The 17,872-nt window shown below is 42.3% G+C and carries 15 protein-coding genes and 2 riboswitches; of the genes, 10 read left to right on the top strand and 5 right to left on the bottom strand.

Annotated elements, in window-relative coordinates; genetic code table 11:
* Window positions 1-48 precede the first annotated feature (48 nt).
* Window positions 49-1,149: a YkvI family membrane protein gene (locus tag CJ190_RS06285; protein WP_064293075.1), complete on the bottom strand. Its 1,101-nt coding sequence runs from the start codon at window positions 1,147-1,149 to the stop codon at window positions 49-51.
* A gap of 264 nt (window positions 1,150-1,413) precedes the next feature.
* Window positions 1,414-1,500: riboswitch (Fluoride riboswitch) on the top strand.
* Between the two features lie 49 nt (window positions 1,501-1,549).
* Between CJ190_RS06285 and CJ190_RS06280 the strand changes: the two genes are divergently transcribed.
* From CJ190_RS06280 to deoC, 7 genes are all read left to right on the top strand, one after another.
* Window positions 1,550-2,734 carry a cation:proton antiporter gene (locus CJ190_RS06280; protein ID WP_064293074.1) on the top strand — a complete coding sequence of 395 codons (1,185 nt, stop codon included), beginning with the start codon at window positions 1,550-1,552 and terminating at the stop codon, window positions 2,732-2,734.
* A 227-nt stretch (window positions 2,735-2,961) separates the two neighbouring features.
* Window positions 2,962-3,053, top strand: a riboswitch (THF riboswitch).
* Between the two features lie 64 nt (window positions 3,054-3,117).
* Window positions 3,118-3,660 carry a folate family ECF transporter S component gene (locus CJ190_RS06275; RefSeq protein WP_082888730.1) on the top strand — a complete coding sequence of 181 codons (543 nt, stop codon included), beginning with the start codon at window positions 3,118-3,120 and terminating at the stop codon, window positions 3,658-3,660.
* 138 nt (window positions 3,661-3,798) lie between these two features.
* A complete protein-coding gene (locus tag CJ190_RS06270) occupies window positions 3,799-4,869 on the top strand; it encodes an IS30 family transposase (protein WP_101562109.1) in 1,071 nt (356 codons plus the stop codon).
* Between the two features lie 322 nt (window positions 4,870-5,191).
* Window positions 5,192-6,931, top strand: a complete 1,740-nt coding sequence (locus CJ190_RS06265; RefSeq protein ID WP_070597895.1) for an ABC transporter ATP-binding protein — start codon at window positions 5,192-5,194, stop codon at window positions 6,929-6,931.
* Window positions 6,932-8,668 carry an ABC transporter ATP-binding protein gene (locus CJ190_RS06260; protein WP_064292783.1) on the top strand — a complete coding sequence of 579 codons (1,737 nt, stop codon included), beginning with the start codon at window positions 6,932-6,934 and terminating at the stop codon, window positions 8,666-8,668.
* A 79-nt stretch (window positions 8,669-8,747) separates the two neighbouring features.
* Window positions 8,748-9,446 carry a DUF3800 domain-containing protein gene (locus CJ190_RS06255; protein ID WP_064292782.1) on the top strand — a complete coding sequence of 233 codons (699 nt, stop codon included), beginning with the start codon at window positions 8,748-8,750 and terminating at the stop codon, window positions 9,444-9,446.
* Window positions 9,447-9,480: 34 nt separating this feature from the next.
* Window positions 9,481-10,158, top strand: coding sequence for a deoxyribose-phosphate aldolase (deoC, locus tag CJ190_RS06250; protein ID WP_064292781.1), 678 nt, complete (start codon window positions 9,481-9,483; stop codon window positions 10,156-10,158).
* Window positions 10,159-10,245: 87 nt separating this feature from the next.
* Here the strand turns inward: deoC and CJ190_RS06245 are convergent, their stop codons facing one another.
* Both CJ190_RS06245 and CJ190_RS06240 read right to left on the bottom strand, forming a co-directional pair.
* Window positions 10,246-11,289: an anti-sigma factor domain-containing protein gene (locus CJ190_RS06245; protein ID WP_070597894.1), complete on the bottom strand. Its 1,044-nt coding sequence runs from the start codon at window positions 11,287-11,289 to the stop codon at window positions 10,246-10,248.
* Between the two features lie 4 nt (window positions 11,290-11,293).
* Window positions 11,294-11,923 carry a sigma factor gene (locus tag CJ190_RS06240; RefSeq protein WP_064292779.1) on the bottom strand — a complete coding sequence of 210 codons (630 nt, stop codon included), beginning with the start codon at window positions 11,921-11,923 and terminating at the stop codon, window positions 11,294-11,296.
* A 347-nt stretch (window positions 11,924-12,270) separates the two neighbouring features.
* Here CJ190_RS06240 and CJ190_RS06235 point away from each other — a divergent pair, with 347 nt between their 5' ends.
* Both CJ190_RS06235 and CJ190_RS06230 read left to right on the top strand, forming a co-directional pair.
* The gene (locus CJ190_RS06235) at window positions 12,271-13,593 is read left to right on the top strand and encodes a CAP domain-containing protein (RefSeq protein ID WP_070597893.1); all 1,323 of its coding nucleotides are present in this window, start codon (window positions 12,271-12,273) and stop codon (window positions 13,591-13,593) included.
* Between the two features lie 85 nt (window positions 13,594-13,678).
* Window positions 13,679-14,581, top strand: coding sequence for a LysM peptidoglycan-binding domain-containing protein (locus CJ190_RS06230; protein WP_064292777.1), 903 nt, complete (start codon window positions 13,679-13,681; stop codon window positions 14,579-14,581).
* A 27-nt stretch (window positions 14,582-14,608) separates the two neighbouring features.
* Here CJ190_RS06230 and CJ190_RS06225 read toward each other — a convergent pair whose 3' ends face one another.
* Both CJ190_RS06225 and CJ190_RS06220 read right to left on the bottom strand, forming a co-directional pair.
* The gene (locus CJ190_RS06225; RefSeq protein WP_064292776.1) at window positions 14,609-15,151 is read right to left on the bottom strand and encodes a TetR/AcrR family transcriptional regulator; all 543 of its coding nucleotides are present in this window, start codon (window positions 15,149-15,151) and stop codon (window positions 14,609-14,611) included.
* Between the two features lie 255 nt (window positions 15,152-15,406).
* A complete protein-coding gene (locus CJ190_RS06220) occupies window positions 15,407-16,921 on the bottom strand; it encodes an FAD-dependent oxidoreductase (protein ID WP_082888638.1) in 1,515 nt (504 codons plus the stop codon).
* A gap of 211 nt (window positions 16,922-17,132) precedes the next feature.
* On the opposite strand from CJ190_RS06220, the gene CJ190_RS06215 reads away from it, so the two are divergent.
* Window positions 17,133-17,849 carry a tyrosine-protein phosphatase gene (locus CJ190_RS06215; RefSeq protein ID WP_064292775.1) on the top strand — a complete coding sequence of 239 codons (717 nt, stop codon included), beginning with the start codon at window positions 17,133-17,135 and terminating at the stop codon, window positions 17,847-17,849.
* Window positions 17,850-17,872 lie beyond the last annotated feature (23 nt).

Here is a 17,872-nt window from a genome sequence, read left to right as displayed (position 1 = left end):
GTTGGCTGCTTTAAATTAGCCAACTGTTTTTCTTTGTTGCTTTCTTTTTTAGTCTTTAGACTGATCTAAATCGACTTTTCCGTGAAGAATATCGTCCCGGTGACGGATAAATTGAACTAGGAGGAGCAAGAAAACGAAAACACCCAAGTAACCGATAAAAGGATAAACATAGGAGACCAAACGAGTAAATCCGAAAGCAGAAAGTCCCAGTCCCACTAGAACCATTGGAATCATTAGCTTGGGGACCCGCTGAGGTTGGTTATAGGAGAAGCGTTTGGCTAAAGGATAAAACATGCCGATAGCGGTATTGAAGATCATCCCAAAGACTACCACACCCATAACAGCGCCCAGTAGGGGATGGATATCATCGAGGACCATAAGCATGGGCATTTCATTAGTATCCAGGCGTTGAATATTACCTACAATGGTAACATAAGCCGCTGCTTGTAAGATTGTTGTTACGAGTCCGCCGAGTATGCCGCCTAGACCTGCTTCAAAGGAAGATTCTTGGTTGCCCCCAATCACAATAGCCATGGAAACGCAGGTCATGATCCCTAGTGAAGTATAATTAATGGCAGATACCCACCAATTTGGCAGGGAGGTTTCTGCTTTTTGGGCCAGGTCCAAGGCTTCAGAGAAGGGGATAGGGGAAGCCATCAGGGTATAGATTGAAGCCCCTATTATTAAGATTAAAACAAAGGGCGTGATGGCACCAATTAATTGGGTGACCTTGGTGGTATCTAAAAAGGCGGTTAAAATTAGTAATACTGTCAATAAGATGCTACCTACCCAGGTGGGCAAGGAGAAAATCAGCTTTAAGTTAGTCCCCGCTCCGGCAATCATCACAAAACCAATTAAAAATAAGGATAAATTGATAGCAAGGTCAATCAATTTAGCAATGATAGGACTAGAGATTTTGTCAAAAACAATGCGGTGGTCCTCAGCTGAATAACGAAAACCATAGACTAAAAGTAAATAGCCGCCCATGGCAAAGAAAAAGCAAGACAAGATTAAAGCAAAAATCCCTTCACGACCAAAGGCAACATAATATTGAAAGGCTTCTTGCCCACTAGCAAATCCGGCTCCGACAATCACCCCGACATAAGCCAAGGCAATGGTAATTAAACGCATAAAACGTCCTGACTTCATATAAAATCCTCCTTACAAATAAATTAGTATCCTATGGCCAGTATAGCAGAGTGGTTTTTATTTTAAAATAAAGCGCTTTCATTAATTGAGGATAAATTTTCCTTACTTATATTCTTTACTTCTTTATAAATTATCATCAGAAAGAGGTAAAGGTTAAGCTTAAGTTAAATATTTCACTAGAAGCCCCAATACATTTTTGTTTTTTGCTTGGATTAAAGTAGAAAGTGAAAAGTTCCTTGACAGAAAAATGATAATTATTTATGCTTAGATCAAGGAAATGAATGTCTTCCCAGGATTTACTCCTAAACCGCGCATAAGAAGTGCTTATGAGCTGATGACTTCTGCAAATAAAAGCAGAAGGGCATCAGCTTTTTTGCTTGAAAAGAAAAGGAGTAGAAAGATGTTATTATTAAGTTTTGCCTATATTTTTATTTTAGGCTTGTTAGTCGAACGACTGTGTCAGTCTTTACGTATTCCTAGCCTAGTGGGGTATCTCTTTTTAGGGATCTTACTAGGGCCCTATGCTTTAAATTTATTGGATCCCACTATTTTAGATTTATCTGCTGATTTGAGACAGGTGGCTTTGATTATTATTCTGACTCGGGCAGGTTTGTCCTTAGATATCCGTGGCCTGATTAAGGTGGGTAGGCCCGCACTTTTGATGTGCTTTTTACCGGCAACTTTTGAAATGATCGCTACCAGTCTTTTGGCGCCGAAAATTTTAGGAATTAGTCAGGCTGATGCCCTAGTCCTGGGGGCGGTACTCGGAGCGGTTTCCCCAGCGGTTGTGGTTCCTAAAATGTTAAAACTGATTGATGAAGGCTATGGGACTGAAAAGCAAATCCCACAAATTATCCTAGCCGGGTCGTCAGCTGATGATATTTATGTCTTGGTTCTCTTTTCTTCCTTCTTATCTGTCGCTCAAGGGGGAAGTTTCCAAGTTACCCAACTTCTGACTATCCCGCTTTCCATTATTATAGGGCTCATAGTCGGTGGGCTTTTGGGTACTGGCTTAAATAGCCTCTTTGGCCGCTTCGACTTTAGCACTGCCAAGCAGTTAATTTTACTCTTATCCCTATCCTTTGTCTTGGTATCGGTGGAGAAAATCCTGCCAGCTATCCCATTCTCAGGAATATTAGCGGTAATGGCCATGGGACTCATGATTAATCGTCTCGATTCAGAAAAGGCGGTCGATCTCGGCCAATACTATAATAAATTATGGATCCCTGGTGAGATTTTGCTCTTTGTCTTAGTGGGCGCTTCTGTCAATATTTCCTATGCCTTTCAAGCAGGTTGGAAACCGGTCCTCTTAATTGCTCTAGTCTTAATCTTCCGGTCAATAGGGGTTTTATTATCCCTAGCCAAGACTCATTTAAATCTAAAAGAACGCCTATTTTCAGTGCTTGCCTACCTGCCTAAAGCAACCGTTCAGGCAGCAATCGGTGGCGTTCCTTTGGCGATGGGACTAGGATCCGGTGAAATTATATTAACGGTTTCGGTACTGGCCATCTTAATTACTGCACCCCTAGGGGCATTTGGAATTGACCTGACCTACCAAAGACTCTTAGAAAAAGAAATCAAATAAGTAGAAATAGAGAGTGTGACAAAAGTCAAAGGAGCCCTGAACCACTGGAGCAAACTATGGAAGATAGGCGGGTGCCTATCGCACATAGTTTGTGAAGTGGACGTCAGGGCTGACTTTTGGAACACATTTTGATTAGCTAGTTCGTATTTAACAATAGCCTGAACCTTCTTTTTATAACTTTGTAAAGAATGGGCTTTACTTTCAAGTGAAGAAGTCTATAATATTCACTGAGAGTAGGATTAATGCGTTAAGTGTCAGTGGACGGAATGTTGCTGCTGGACGAAGAGATTACTCGCGATGTTAATCCGCATTCGCTCAAATGCCATCGAGTGTAATGTCCCTTTTTGGGCCTCTCCAATGTATATTAGGAGGGTTTTTTTATTATGTTTAGAAAATGGTTACCTTTAGATGTCGCCTCATCACGGGTGATTACGGGTATGGGTTTATTGATGGCTTTAAACCTCTTACTCAACCAATTCCGTTTAGTTCTAGGGCCAACCCTAGAAATCAGTTTTGCCTTTATACCATTAGCTATTATGGGGGCTTTTTACGGACCTATCTATGCAGGAATTGGCGCCGGTTTATGTGATGTGATTGGTTTTGTTCTGAGTCCAAGTGGCTTCTTCTTTCCTGGCTTTACTTTCAATGCGGTCTTAGCCGGTTTGATTTATGGCTTTGTTCTTTTCCGTCAAGGCTATAACTTGAAACGAATTCTCATCGCTAAAGTCATGACCACGGTATCGATCTCATTATTCTTAACGCCTTTATGGCTCAATATGATGTACCAGTCCGGTTTATTTGCCTGGGCTAGAATCATTCGTACAGCTGTACTATTTCCTGTAGACCTATTTCTTCTGATTATTATTTTCAAGATGATCGAAAGAAGTCGGGCTGTCAAGAACATGCGCAGCCAAAGTGCTCATTAATAATTTGATTTAAACTATTTATACTATCTTAAAGAGGTAAATTGTAAAATGAAGTGCATAGAGAAAAGGACGACAAAAAACCAGTGATGCTCTATACTTAAAAGCGTCTAAACCCAAGTAAAGGAGCACTCACTGGCTATGAAACATTCTAACACGAAACCTAGATCATATACACACCTTTCTGCAGAAAAACGCGGAATTATCCAAGCAATGCACCAAGAAGGACATAAACAGAAAGAGATTGCTGACGCCGTTGGCGTCAATCAATGCACCATATCTCGTGAACTAAAACGTGGAAAAACACGTCAAATGAACTATGATCATACCTACGTTGATGTCTATCTTGCAGAAACTGGCTCGCGTGTTTATAAAGATAATCGGTCAAATTCTAAAGCCAGAGGCGCTTTGTATGGAAAATCTAACTTCATTAAAGCCTTTGAGGAAGCCTTACTGACACCTAAAGAAGACCGTATTTTCAGTGTTGATACGTTTATTCATGATTACCGCAGAAAACACCCTTTAGAAAGAGTTCCTTGCACCAAAACCATGTATAAATATATCAATCTTGGTTTATTAAATGTGAGGAATATTGATCTTCCTATGAAAACAAGGATTCGTCCAAGAAAACAACCTAGTGAACCGCGTGGGACGAATAAAAAGGTATTTGGAAAAAGCATTGATCAGCGATGCCCAGACGTCCTTTCAAGAGAAGAATTTGGTCACTGGGAGCTTGACCTCGTGATAGGAAAGAAGACTAAAGGAGAGCCATGTCTTATTACTCTAGTTGAACGGAAAACGCGAAAATTCCTCACCAAGAAGACTTGGAAGTGGGATGCAGATTCCATTGTAAAATCGGTTAAAAAGGTGATTCTTAAAGAGGGTCAAGCGTGTTTTAAAACCTTAACGACCGATAACGGCAGTGAATTTTCTAAACTATCTCAGCTTGAGTATGCTCTGAAGGATTTGGAAGTCTTTTTCGCCCATGCCTATTCAGCTTGGGAAAAAGGCAGTAATGAGAGACATAATCGCATGTTAAGAGAATTCTTGCCCAAAGGGACAAGCTTTAAAAAGCTGACATACCAGGAACTCGCACACTATACGAATACAATAAATAATCGCTTTAGAAAGGTCTTAGATTATCAAACCCCTAACGACTGTTATAACCTAGAAGTTGCGAAACTTCAGGAAACGCTTAAAGAAGCAGGCTAAAGTGCTTAACAAAGCATAGAGATTCAGTGTGGGCCAGTCAAGGTCCGCTTCGCTCTCCACCTTGACAGCCCCACCCTGAATCTCTAAATGATAATCAAGCACTTTAAGCTAGAGAAAAACGGGCCAAGAATTATTGACTTTATCAGCTTTTTAGTTATTTGGCATGACACTGGGATTTTTTAAAATAAATATGCACTTGATATTGCAATTTACCACTATCTTAAAGACGAGTCTTCGGACTCGTTTTTTATTGACAAAAATTTGCTCAGCTTCTTGCATTGGAGTACCATAGTGAGAAGAAAAAGAAAACAGGAGTCTATCTATGCGAGTTAAAGATGTGATATTAGAAAATAAGGGAAAAGAGATACTAGCTTTTTCCGCCAAGCTAATTGAAGCCGTCCTGGAGCTAATGGTCCCCTATGTTATGGCTGATTTGATCAATAAGGGGATTAATCCAGGGAATACGACTTATATTTGGCAGCGGGGCTTGCTTTTAGTGCTTTTGCCATTCTTAGGTTATTGTTTTGCCTTGGTTTGTCAGTGGTACGCTTCAGTGACTATGCAAACAGTAGGAACTCGGTTAAGGTCGGCACTCTTTGACCAAGTTAACCATTTGACCCTAAATCAGCTCAACCAAGTGGGAGCGGATTCCTTAGTTACCCGGGTAACTAATGACACCAATAATATTCAAGAAGCAGTGGCTAGAGCGTTACGGCTAGCCTCGCGTTCACCGGTGATTGTCATCGGGTCCATTATTATGGCTTATCTGATTAGCCCCCAATTATCTCCTATTTTTATTATTGCTGGCCTTATTTTGGGCCTAGCTTTTACAGGGATTACTCTCAATTCAAACCGCCGTTATCAAGGCATCCAGCATGGCTTAGACCGCTTGAGCCAGGTGGTTCGCGAAAATCTTAATGGGATTCGAGTCATTCGCGCCTTTGTTAACCAGAAAACAGAGATCCATCGCTTCCAGGAGGGAAATGATCACTTAGTCGATCAACAAATTCGAGTGGGCCAGGTTCAAGCTCTAGCTACACCGATTTCTTTATCAGTAGTTAATATCGCTATCGGACTGATCCTCTATTTTGGGGGCCGCTTAGTGAACAATGCTTACCTCATGCAGGGGGAGATTATTGCTTTAACTTCTTATATGACCAGTATCTTTTTAGCCTTGAGTGTTTTAGTGCGCTTATTAGTGGTCTTAAGTCGGGGCTTTGCCTCAGCCCGCCGGATTGATGACTTTTTAGCCTTACCAGTGGCCAGTGAAGAACCATCTAACCTAGAGTCAAACAGGCAAACCGACCTGGCACAATCCACAGAGCCTTTAGAAATCACTTTTGACCAGGTGAATTTTTCTTACAGTGACCGACCCCTCTTAAAAGACCTTAGCTTTCACATTCAAGCGGGTGAATTTATCGGTATTATTGGGGGGACTGCAGCGGGCAAAACCAGCTTGGTTAACTTGATCTTAGCCTTCAACCAAAAGCAAAGTGGGGATATTATGATTAACGGTCAAGCCATTGAAAGTCTCTCCCTAAAAGGCTTACGCCAAGCCATTGCTCTAGTTCCCCAAAAGGCAGTCCTCTTCAAGGGAAGCTTGCGAGATAACTTAAAGATGGACCAGCCAGATATCTCGGATGCTGACTTGTGGCAGGCTTTGGAAGATGCTCAAGCGGCTGACTTTATCAGGCAGGCTCAGGGGCTAGATACCCCGGTTGACCAAGGCGGAATGAATTTTTCTGGAGGTCAACGGCAAAGGCTAACTATTGCCCGGGCCCTGGCCCAACCGAGTCGGGCGATTATTTTAGATGATGCGGTGTCGGCCCTAGACTTTGCGACTGAAGGGCGCTTACGGCAAGTGCTTCTGGAAAAAGAACAGACCCTCATTATGGTTTCCCAACGGATTTCCTCAATCTTACATGCCGATAAAATATTAGTCTTAGACCACGGGGAATTAGTCGGCTATGCTAGTCATGAAGAGCTATTAGCGACTTGTCCTACTTACCAAAAAATATATGCCAGCCAATATCCAAAAAGTAACGGAAAGGGGGAAGCCTAGATGCCTGTTGAAACTAGTAAACGCTTAGTCCAATATATTAAAGCCTTCCCTGGCTATTTTGTGGGGATCCTAGTGGCTTCAACCCTGGCTGTGCTTTTCCAAATTCTGATTCCGATTCAAATTGGTCGGGCGGTGAATTTATTAGTTGCTGCCGGGGCGGTTGATTTTTCCGCCTTAGGACGAGCGATTGGGCTGCTCATTCTCTTAGCCCTCTCAGCAGCCTTGGCCTCTTACCTACAGAATGACCTAGCCAGCCGCTTATCCTACCGAATCTCTCACCAATTACGGCAGGAAGTCTTCCTCAAAATTCAATCGCTGCCTTTATCTTATTTGGACCAACATGCTTATGGAGATATTGTTAGCCGGGCCATTAACGATGTCGATTATCTCAGTAACGGTCTATTACAAAGCTTTACTTCCCTGTTTTCCGGCTTGGCGACTATTGTAGGGATTATCATTATGATGCTGTCGCTTAATGCTAAAATTGGACTGATTGTTATTGTTTTGACGCCAATCTCAGTGCTTGTTTCTTCTTTGATTGCCAACCGAACCTACCGCTATTTTCAAGAACAAGTGGCCTTGCGCGGTGAGTTAGGGGCCTACATGGATGAAATGGCCAACAACCAATACTTGGTAAAGAGTTTCACCTATGAAGAGCGGAGCCAAGAGCGTTTTGATGCTATCAACCAGCGCTTGCATGAGAGTGGGGTAATTTCTCAATTTTACGGGGCCTTGATTAATCCTACTGCCCGGCTATTAAATGCCATGGTTTATGCGGCAGTAGGGCTTTACGGCGCCTTTGCGGTAGTCAATGGCCAGCTAACTGTGGGGCTTTATTCCTCATTTCTTACCTATGCCAACCAATACACCCAACCCTTTAATGAGATTTCAGCGGTTATTAACGAAATGCAAACAGCCCTGGCGGCCGCGCAACGAATTTTTGACTTCTTAAACCAAGCTGATGCCGAATCTGAAGGAAACCAAGTGACTCTCGATCATTGCCAGGGTCAAGTGACCATTCAAGACCTTTACTTTTCTTACGACCCTAATCGCCCTTTGATTGAAGACTTTACTTGTCATGTCAAAGCAGGAGATACCGTAGCCATTGTGGGGCCAACCGGAGCCGGGAAGACTACCCTAATCAACTTGCTAATGCGCTTCTATGAACCCGATGCCGGCCAGATTCTCATTGATGGCATAGATACCCAGAACATGTCTAGGGACCAGGTCCGTCAATTATTTGGGATGGTTCTTCAAGATGCCTGGATATTCCAAGGGACGGTGGCTGAAAATATTGCTTATGGTAAGGCAGAGGCTAGCCAAGAAGAAATTATCCATGCAGCCCAGGCGGCGAGTTTGCACCGCTTAATTGAACAGATGCCCGAGGGCTATGACACCATGCTTGAAGAAGGCGGGGCCAATATTTCTACCGGGCAAAAGCAGTTGATTTGTATTGCCCGGATCCTCCTGACTGATCCTGATATGTTGATTCTCGATGAAGCGACCAGTTCGATCGATACCGTAACGGAACAAGCCGTTCAAGCGGCCTTTGATAAACTGATGCAAGGACGGACTAGTTTTGTCGTCGCCCACCGGCTCTCAACCATTCAAGAAGCCGATACCATCTTAGTCCTTGACCAAGGCCAGGTGGTGGAACAAGGACGACACGAAGAATTACTGGCAAAACACGGCTTTTATTACAACTTGTATAATAGCCAATTTGATCGTCAGGCCTAGACTGGTCTGGCTTTGGCTTATTGACTAACCGTGTTACACTGGACCTAGATATTGGGGTTTAAGTGAAGGAGGAGAGACTGTGCAACTTTTTGTGGACGAATCCGGGATGATTACCACCGACCATAAGAAAAATTCGCGTTACTTTGTCATGGCCTTTGCGGAGACAGCGGACCAGAAACAGGTCCGTAGCGTTTTTCGCCAGGCTAAGAAGGAATACCTGGACCAGCATCCAGACAGCAATTTAGATATCCATCAGGAAATTAAAGGTTCAATGATGCCTAATGGTATGAAGGCGGCAGTATTTGATGCCTTGACTAAAGAAACTGATCTGACCTTCCATTATTTAGTCATTGATAATTTTCAACTTTATGATAATTTGCTGCGGATCCCCGCTTTAACTTTTAACTATTTTATTGGTTTAGCCGTAGGGGCCATTGTTCATTCCCACCAAGACCGCCAAGAAAAACTTTATCTGATGATTGATAACCGCAACCAAGCCATCCAATCATTGAATTCCTTAGAAGAATACTTGCAGATTAAATTCACCATTGAAAAGAGACGGTTAGCGGATGTTCAGGTGGAATACCAGGACTCTAAAGACCGGGATATGATCCAAGTGGCGGACATTTTTGCCAATACGGTCTTTCGCATTGCCCGTAATGAGGCTAATGGGGAAGTCGACCAAGTGAGTCTAGAGCTCTTGGATCATTGTCGAATTGGAGGGCGGCGCTTCTTTCCCTTGGGTAAAAATAACCTCAACTTTATGAGTGAAGACTAAGCTGTCAAGAATTATTCTTGAAAGGAAGGAAAGTATGAAGACCTTAGATGATTACGCACAAATGATTGACCATACCAATTTGCATGCTGATGCCTCTAGCCAGGCTATCCAGGAACTCTGCCAGGAGGCTATCGACTATCATTTTCGCATGGTAGCTATTAATCCCCTCCAGGTGGAGACCTGCCGTAAGTATTTAAAAGATAGGGATGTTCATATCGGCGCGGCCATTGCTTTTCCTTTAGGTCAACTAACAGTTGAAACCAAGCGCTTGGAAGCCCAAATCGCTATTGAAGCGGGGGCTGATGAGATTGACTATGTGGTGAATTTGACGGCAGTCAAGGATCAAGATTGGGAACTGGTTAAGTCAGAAATGATGACCATGGCAAACCTCTGTCGTGACCATGAAGTGATTTCCAAGGTTATTTTTGAAAATTGTTATTTGACTGCTGATGAGATTAGGCATTTGGCTCAAATTGCTAGAGAAGTAAAGATTGATTTTATTAAGACCTCAACCGGATTTGGCCCCTCAGGAGCCAAGCTGGCTGAAGTCCGTTTGATGAAAGAAATTGTTGGTGACCAAGTCAAGGTCAAAGCAGCCGGCGGGATCCGGACGGCTGAAGACTTCTTAGCCATGGTTGAGGCAGGCGCTGACCGCATTGGGACCAGTGCTGGAGTCGAAATTATTCAAGCCTTAAACGAAAAGATGAATTAGCAAATTAATAAAGCCCTTACGGCTAGGAAAATCTTCCTAACGGTAAGGGCTTTGTTTTGCTTTATGGTTAATATCAGTTAGACCGGCTTAATCATCATCCCAATCATCGTCATCATCACTTGGATAATAGCGAACTGGTGGACTTTGGGGTTGACTTGGCTGCGGAGCGGGTTGAGCTGGTACAGGTTGACTTGGCTGGGGTGCAGGACGGCTGGGCGCTTGACTAGGTGTGGAGTTTTCTGGCGCGGTTTGGGGTTGGCTTCCGGCTGGCGCACTTCGATCTTGCTGATTGTTTTGCTGATTTTGTGCTTTTGAGTCATTGGAAGATTCCTGATTTTTCTCTTTCTTTTCCTCCTCATCTTCCTTCTCGTCCTGTTCTTGATTTTCTATCGAACGGAAACTGCCGTGGCCACTCAGACGGCTAGCTTTTTCCTGGTCAGATAAGTCATCATTTTGGTCCTTCTTCCAAATGTCAAGCTGGTATTGGTCTACTAAGTAAGAGGTATAGGACCTGCCGGCTTCCTTAGCAGCGCTAAATTCACTCGCTTCACCTCTTAAGAAAATTAGGTCGCCGGAATAGCCACTATCTTGGAAGTATTTGCTAATGGCTGCTTCAATTTTGCGCATACTTTCTTCGTCTGTTTTAGTCATGGCGATTAAGATATTTTCATTTTCAGGATACTTGATACTTTCTAGTAGGTCATCGAGGACTTCCCCCAGCTCTTTGCCCTTGAGCTCACTGTCTGAATGAGGCTGGGCATTGGCGTCATAGACTCCGGTGACTTGTTGGTCACGATTAGTAGTGACTTGGACACTTGGATTTTGACCGATAGCTAGGGCATTTTCTCGTTGCAACCATTGGCTAGCCCAAGTTCCTGTCCCAATTAGGAGAAGGGCCATTGCCGCTAAAGCCAAAGCCTTCCACCAGGGCTTTGGCGACACTTTTCTTTTTGAACGCATGGGGACGACCTTATCTGTAGCTGCTGACTGGAAGAGGTCTTCCTGGGTCACATAAATGGTTGCTCCTACATGCATGACGCCCTTATTTTTGATACGGATGACCTGACCAGTCCGGGTCATGGCTAGACTATAATCATCCTTCACTTCGATAATAACGACTTCTTGGTACATATCTTCACCCCCTAATCCAGGCAATTAGCTGCTGGTATTCTTTAAAGAAAATAATAATGACCGAAATAATAAAGGTCTTACTTCCCTTAATTATTTTTTCAGTTACCGAGAACAAGCGGCTCATTTTACGAATGGGGAGTCGCTTCTTAGTAAAGAGGTGGTCAGTAATGGCCCTTTTCTTACTAGAGGCTTCAGAAATATTAATGGCCCGTTCTCTGGTGTCTTGATGTTTAGGGGCTTCGTCGGCTAATTTCTCCAGAGTGATGGAAAAGTCTGCCAAATCTTCCTTCCAAGATTCGATTTCTGCCTTCATATCAAAATTACTTTGCGCTCGATCATCCTTAGGGTCAAAGCCTTGTTCATGAAGATCATTTAGTGACTCATCTGCTTCTTGCTGGTTTTCTTGCTTTAAATGGGTTAACACCCGACTTTTTATCACTAATTTGCAAAAGGCGAGGAAGTGACCGCGGTCTTCATCATAGCGGTCAATGGCCTCATCAAAGGCTAAGAGGGCTACGGAGAAGGCATCGTCATTACCCACTTCCACGTAGCGTCCGGTCACTTCCGAAACAGTATTAATAATAAAACCGAAATGCTCCTTGATTAGGGCATCCCGCTGGTCTTTATCCACCATAATTTTTCTCTCCTTATTAGCCACTCATCTAAGGAGGGCTGCTCTACTAGATAATACAAAGCGATTATGGATTTTAGGGCCTATTTTATTAAAAATTGACTATATAACCTAAAAATTCCTTTATGAAAAAATAAATTCATTTTAACTATAGCAAAAACGCTGGGAAAAGTATGCTTTAACCCCTAGGGGAGGCGACTTTTCAAAATAAAAGGCCTTTTTTAAAAAATAAATCAAAAAAGGGCCCTAAAGATTTCTCCAGCCTTGTATTAAGTAGTGATAGCTGCAAAGGAATGAAAATCAGCTAATCACTATTTCAAAAATACGGAAGTGAGAAAGGAAGTATTAGAATGGAATTTAACAAGAAATTATTATTAGGATTAAGTGCGGTAGGTCTAGGGGTTTTTGGCCTGAGTGACCCAGTTAAGGCCGATGAATATGATGACTATGATGATATTTATGAAGACTATGATTATGACGATTATGATGATTACGATGACTTTGATGACTATGACGATGATGACTTCGACTACGATGATTATGATGATGACTGGGACGATGACTATGATGATATTTACTATCTTTCGCCAAGTCAGAATGCAACTCCAACTCCCGCTGCTTATCAGGAAAGTAATGCGGTAAGTCCCCAATACCAAGTAGAAGTTGATGATGATGACTATGAAGAAGTTAACCAGGAAAATTACCAAGCCCGAGCGACCGATGGATCTGCTGCTCTGGAAGCTTCCCTAGCTCATAGCGGTTTAGCAGAGGATCAAATTCAAGACTTAGAAATTGAAGTGGATGAAGAAAATGAGCGCTTAGTCTATGAAGTTGAATTTGAACATGGCGCTATTGAGTATGAATACTTGATCGACGGCTTAAATGCAGCGGTTTTAGACTATGAACATGACTATGATGATGATTACGACAACGACGATGATGATCATTTTGATGATGACCATGATGACAATGACGATCTAGATGATGATGGACAAGGTCATGATGACGACCTAGATGACCACTTTGATGAAGACTGGGATGACGATAACCATAAGGGCCAGGATAAAAAAGACCAGAATCACCCACAACCACAAGCTAATCAGCGACCCGAGAACCCTCAAAAAGACGCAAAGACTGACCAAAAGCAAGGCCCATCTAGTCAAAGTCAAACCGACCAGTTTACTTCTGAAAAGCCTAGCGACAATCAACCAGTCGCTGACCAGACTTCGACAAGTCAGCCAGAAGTTAACCAAGGAGTAAGCGTAGAAGAGGAAGTAGTAGCTCATTTTCATGATTTAGTTAATGCTGAACGGCAAAGTTTGGGCTTAACTAGTCTCTCTTATGGTAATGCTTATCAAGCGGCTTCCGATATCCGGACTAAGGAAATTATTGATGTCTTTTCCCATACCCGTCCCAATGGCCAAGCCTTTAATACTGCTAGCGGATTTGAGGGTGCTGGAAACTATGTTGGCGAAAATATTCAACAAAGTTATGCCAAGCCTGGAACGAGTCCCCAAGCCATTGCCCAGGATTTATTCGATAATTGGAAGGCTAGTCCAGGTCACTATGAAAATATGATTGATCCTGGATTCAATTCACAAGCTATTGGTCTAGAATTTGTGAAGGATGGCGACTATATCCTGGTTTATTCAGCCCAAATTCTGGGTCAATAGTAGCTGATAAGGCTTTTTCCAGTGAAAAAAGTAAATTTCTTATATAATAAGGTCGACATCAGCTAATCAAGGAGGCCTTATTATTATGACCCCAGCAGATAAGAAAAAGACTAGTAAAGGCAATAAAAAAGTTGGCAATAAGAAAAGCCATACAGAAAAGGTAGCCAAGGTTCAAGACCGAGCCATGGAAGCCATGTTAAAAGAGCCTTTTAAAGAAAAGACGGTGGCTGACATTCAAAAAGAAATGAAGCGCCAACAGCGTTACGGACTTAAGGTTTATGTCAGCCAGTGGGGCGACACCCTGTCCCAATTGGCTCAGGCGGCTAAGAAAGATGTCATGCAATTAATTGATGAGAATGATTTAGAATATGAGGACCGTCTAAATACGGGAACGATCTTGAAGAACTTATGGCCGGGCAAGGGCAGAACTGACCAAGAAAAAGTTGAAGATTCAAAAAGTAATGATGAAAAGGCTAGTTCAGACCAAGAGCCGGCTCCCGAGCCCCAGGTGCGTTTACTCGACCAAGGAGTCCAAGCCCGGCAGAATAGGCAGCAAGGTAGTCAGCCGGACGATGGGGAAAAACCAACAAGATCAGCTAAGCAGCCTAAGGAAAGCGAGAGTGTCATGAGCGATAAAGTGTTTTTAGACTTAGTCAACAGGGAACGTGATCACTACGGTCTCGCCAATTTAAAGGCCCTAGACCACAAGCATAGCTTTTTAATCCGGGCCTTGAGTGACCAATCCTTGATTTATAGCTACCAAGAGCCAGATGGACGAGTAGTAACTGAACTAGCGCTCCGTTTGAATGACCTGGCCCAGCCACTTGATGAAGCAGAAGTCTACCAGTTAATCTCGAGACATCCGCTTTTTTACCAGCAAATTCTTCAAGGACTTTACCGCTACCAGGCCTTTGACCTGATTTATGATGAGGGCAACCAGGCCTGCCAAGTTTATTATGCTTTGTTAACGGAGATTCAGACTAATTAAAAAGGCACAAGCAGCGATTTTTTACTATTAATCGCTGCTTGTTTTTTCGCTTGCTTTGAGAAAATCTGGCATGGAGAATTCAAACAAGTCAGCCATTTCTTTGGCTTCCAGGCGCTTTTGTGTATTTAAGCGGTATTGCCAGACGCTGGCTCCGCCCCGAGACCAAATGGCTAAAGCAAAGCGTTCTTTTACAGTACTGGAACGTTGAACATTTTTTTGATAGCGGTCCAGCCAGTAGTCATAAAAGATATCAGAGACGAAATCAAAGAAAGAGTTTTGTCCGCGTTCATTTAACATGACCTGCATAAAGGTAGCATCTTCTTGGCCCATGAATAGGGATAGGCCATAGAAAATGTACCAGGGGGAATCTTGACTAGTATCTTGGAAGACCTCTTCAGCCTTTTGCCGGTAGTACCAATTGGCCAGATCAAATTTGTCCTCAAAGTGACGGTAGAAGGTGGCTCGGGAAATATGAGCTGCTTGGGCAATTTCAATGACAGTGATTTTCTCAAATGGCTTGCTCTTTAATAACTTTTCTAAAGCTAAAAAGATAATAATTTTTGTATTCATCTAATTTATCCCCTTGCGACAAGAAAGGTGAAATATCTCATAATGAGACATTGGCAACTTTGTGATTATTTTATTATAGTCTATTTTAGCATATGAATAGGCTGTAAATAAAAGAAGCGCTTACATCACAAACAATAAAAGACCTCCGTCTAGTCTAGGCGGAGGTCTTTTGAATAGAAAAGTTTATCGAATTTTTAAATGCTGAAAATCAAGAATTCAGCAAATGCTGTAAAAATATTGCTTTAACAAAACAGCTTAGTCTTGTTGAGCGGCGTGTTTTCCAGCAAGTCTCCCAAAGGTTTGAGCTCGACTGGCAGCTAGTCCTGGTAATCTTTCACTATAGGATCCGCAGAAGAATCCACCAGAGTCATTACCAGCTGCATAGAGGCCAGGGATTGGATTGTAATTTTTATCAATAACCTGCATATTGGTGTCAATCCTTAAACCATCCAAGGTGCAAAGATTTCTACCAGCTAAATAAACGCCATAGTATGGTCCTTGTTTTACAGGGTGAAGTCTCATTTTTTCCTTGCCAAAATCTTCATCGACGCCTTTTTCGCAACATTCATTATAACGTTCAACGGTTTGGATCAGCCTATCTTTTGGCATTTGTAGTTTTTCAGCAAGTTCTTCTAAGCTATCTGCAACTTGAATAAATCCTTTATCGATATACTTTTCAGTGTTTTCGATTAAGGCTTCTTTGCTCTGCATATATCCTGGGAATCCAATACGTGCACAGCCCACCATATGATTTTCTAAAGCGTCATCTCCATAATTAGCGTCAAAGATCATTGCATAGGCATAGTCCGGTTCGTAGGCTGCAGCATTCAAGATATACTCATAAGGAGAGGATTCGTTAGCAAATCTTTCCCCATTTTTGTTTACCTTTAAGAAGGGTTGACTGCCCAGCCAGAGCCAATCTCCGAATTCTTCTGACTCTTTATAGATCTCAGTTGCATCTTCTCCAGGCTTATACATGCCTCTATCAAAGACCAGTTGAGCGGGTTCTTCATCCTTCCATCCACCAACTTTTATGGCTTCGACAATACCATCACCATTGGCCCTAGGGGAATCATTGGTAACATTTTTCTTGAGAGAGAGGGGATTCCATTTTTCCAAGAGTTCAGTATTAGCAGAATATCCTCCCGTACACAGGATGGTTCCTTTTTTAGCATTGATTTTGAGGTAAATCTCATTTTCAAGGTCGTAAGCGATGATTCCAGTAACTTTTCCATCTTCTTTATTGATAGATTTCATAGCTAACTTGAAATGAATATCAACACCGAGGTCTTTTAATTTTTCGATGAAAAATGGAGTATAGGGAGATAGTTTTCCCTTGTTATTATCAAGCTCTGGATCATTTTGAGTTGGCCAAGCTTGGTAGCGTAAATTTCTATTAAAAGCATCGGGTTCCGACCGCCAGCTCAGTCCATTGGGCTTTAAGACTTGTTCTTCTGTCCAGTCTACAGTTTCAGCAGAGTGGTTGGCCCAGGTATAAATGAGTTTTTGATCCACTCGACCTTGAGCAAAAGCAGTCATGTAATTGACTAAATCATGTTTGTCAATATAATTACCAGCTCTTTTTTGCGATTTGGAACCAACAGCCGCAACAGATAAGCGTAACATATTCTCATTTTCTTCTTTTTCAATCAGAATTGTTTTGCTACCAGATTCAGCTGCTGCAGCTGCTGCTTGCATACCTGCATTACCAGCTCCTACAACCAACACGTCACAATCTAACTCTTTAGCGATTTTCAAGTTAGTATCCATGTTAAATCCTCCCAATCTATTCGTATTTTTCATTATATTGTCTACAAAACTTATGATAATATAAAGTAAAATAAGGAAAAGATTCATAATTCTGAAAATGTCTAATCTTGAGACAAAAGCTGAATAATGTCTCATAGGGACTGTGTACTACTTCAGCCAGCATTTTTGTGCTATTTTAAAGGTAGAGAAATGATCTAATCGAGAGGAAAGGGTGGATATTTTGCGTTATCCCTTCAATGAAATTTGTAATTTTCGTGATATTGGTGGCTATTATAAAGAATCGGGCCAATGGCTTCCCCGGGGTAAGTTTTTCCGGTCTTCTATGCTCTTTGGTGTTGATGAGGCTGACTTCAATCGGCTAAAAGACTTAAATGTTCAAGCTATTATTGACTTACGGGCCCCCAAGGAAACCGAAAAACAGCCTAATCCCTATCGAAATCTTCTCAAGGCTTATCAAAATATTAACTTGAGTGGAAGCCAGGATGTCGGACGCTCAGCCCAACTGGCCAAAGAAAGTGATGATCCTTATTTTATGGCCATTCGCTATTTGGAATATTGTGATAGCTACTCGGCCATTAAAGCTGTTTTTGACCAGTTATTGAGCAATAAGGCCAAGAATTGGGGGACGGTCATCCATTGCAGTGCTGGGAAGGACCGGACTGGGGTGATTACTTATTTGATTTATAAGGCGGCTGGACTCCCTTTGGTAGATATTGTTGCCGATTACCAAGTCTCCTATGCCTATATCAAGCATGACCCTAGGATTATTAAGGAAGGTCACATACAAAATATTAACCAATCTTATCCAGAAATCATGGAAAATTTTGACCGTGATTTTATGGCTAAGTATACTTCAATTGAGAATTATTTCCGTCACCTAGGCTACCAAAACCAGGAAATTGAAGCCTTAAAGAATTTGCTGGATTGATTAAAAAATAAACCGGTCTGACT

The organism is Aerococcus loyolae, assembly GCF_002871915.2.
In the GTDB taxonomy this organism is placed as follows: Bacteria; Bacillota; Bacilli; order Lactobacillales; family Aerococcaceae; genus Aerococcus; species Aerococcus loyolae.
The sequence above is the reverse complement of the archived record's forward strand: the minus strand, read 5'-3'. Positions and strand labels throughout refer to the sequence as shown.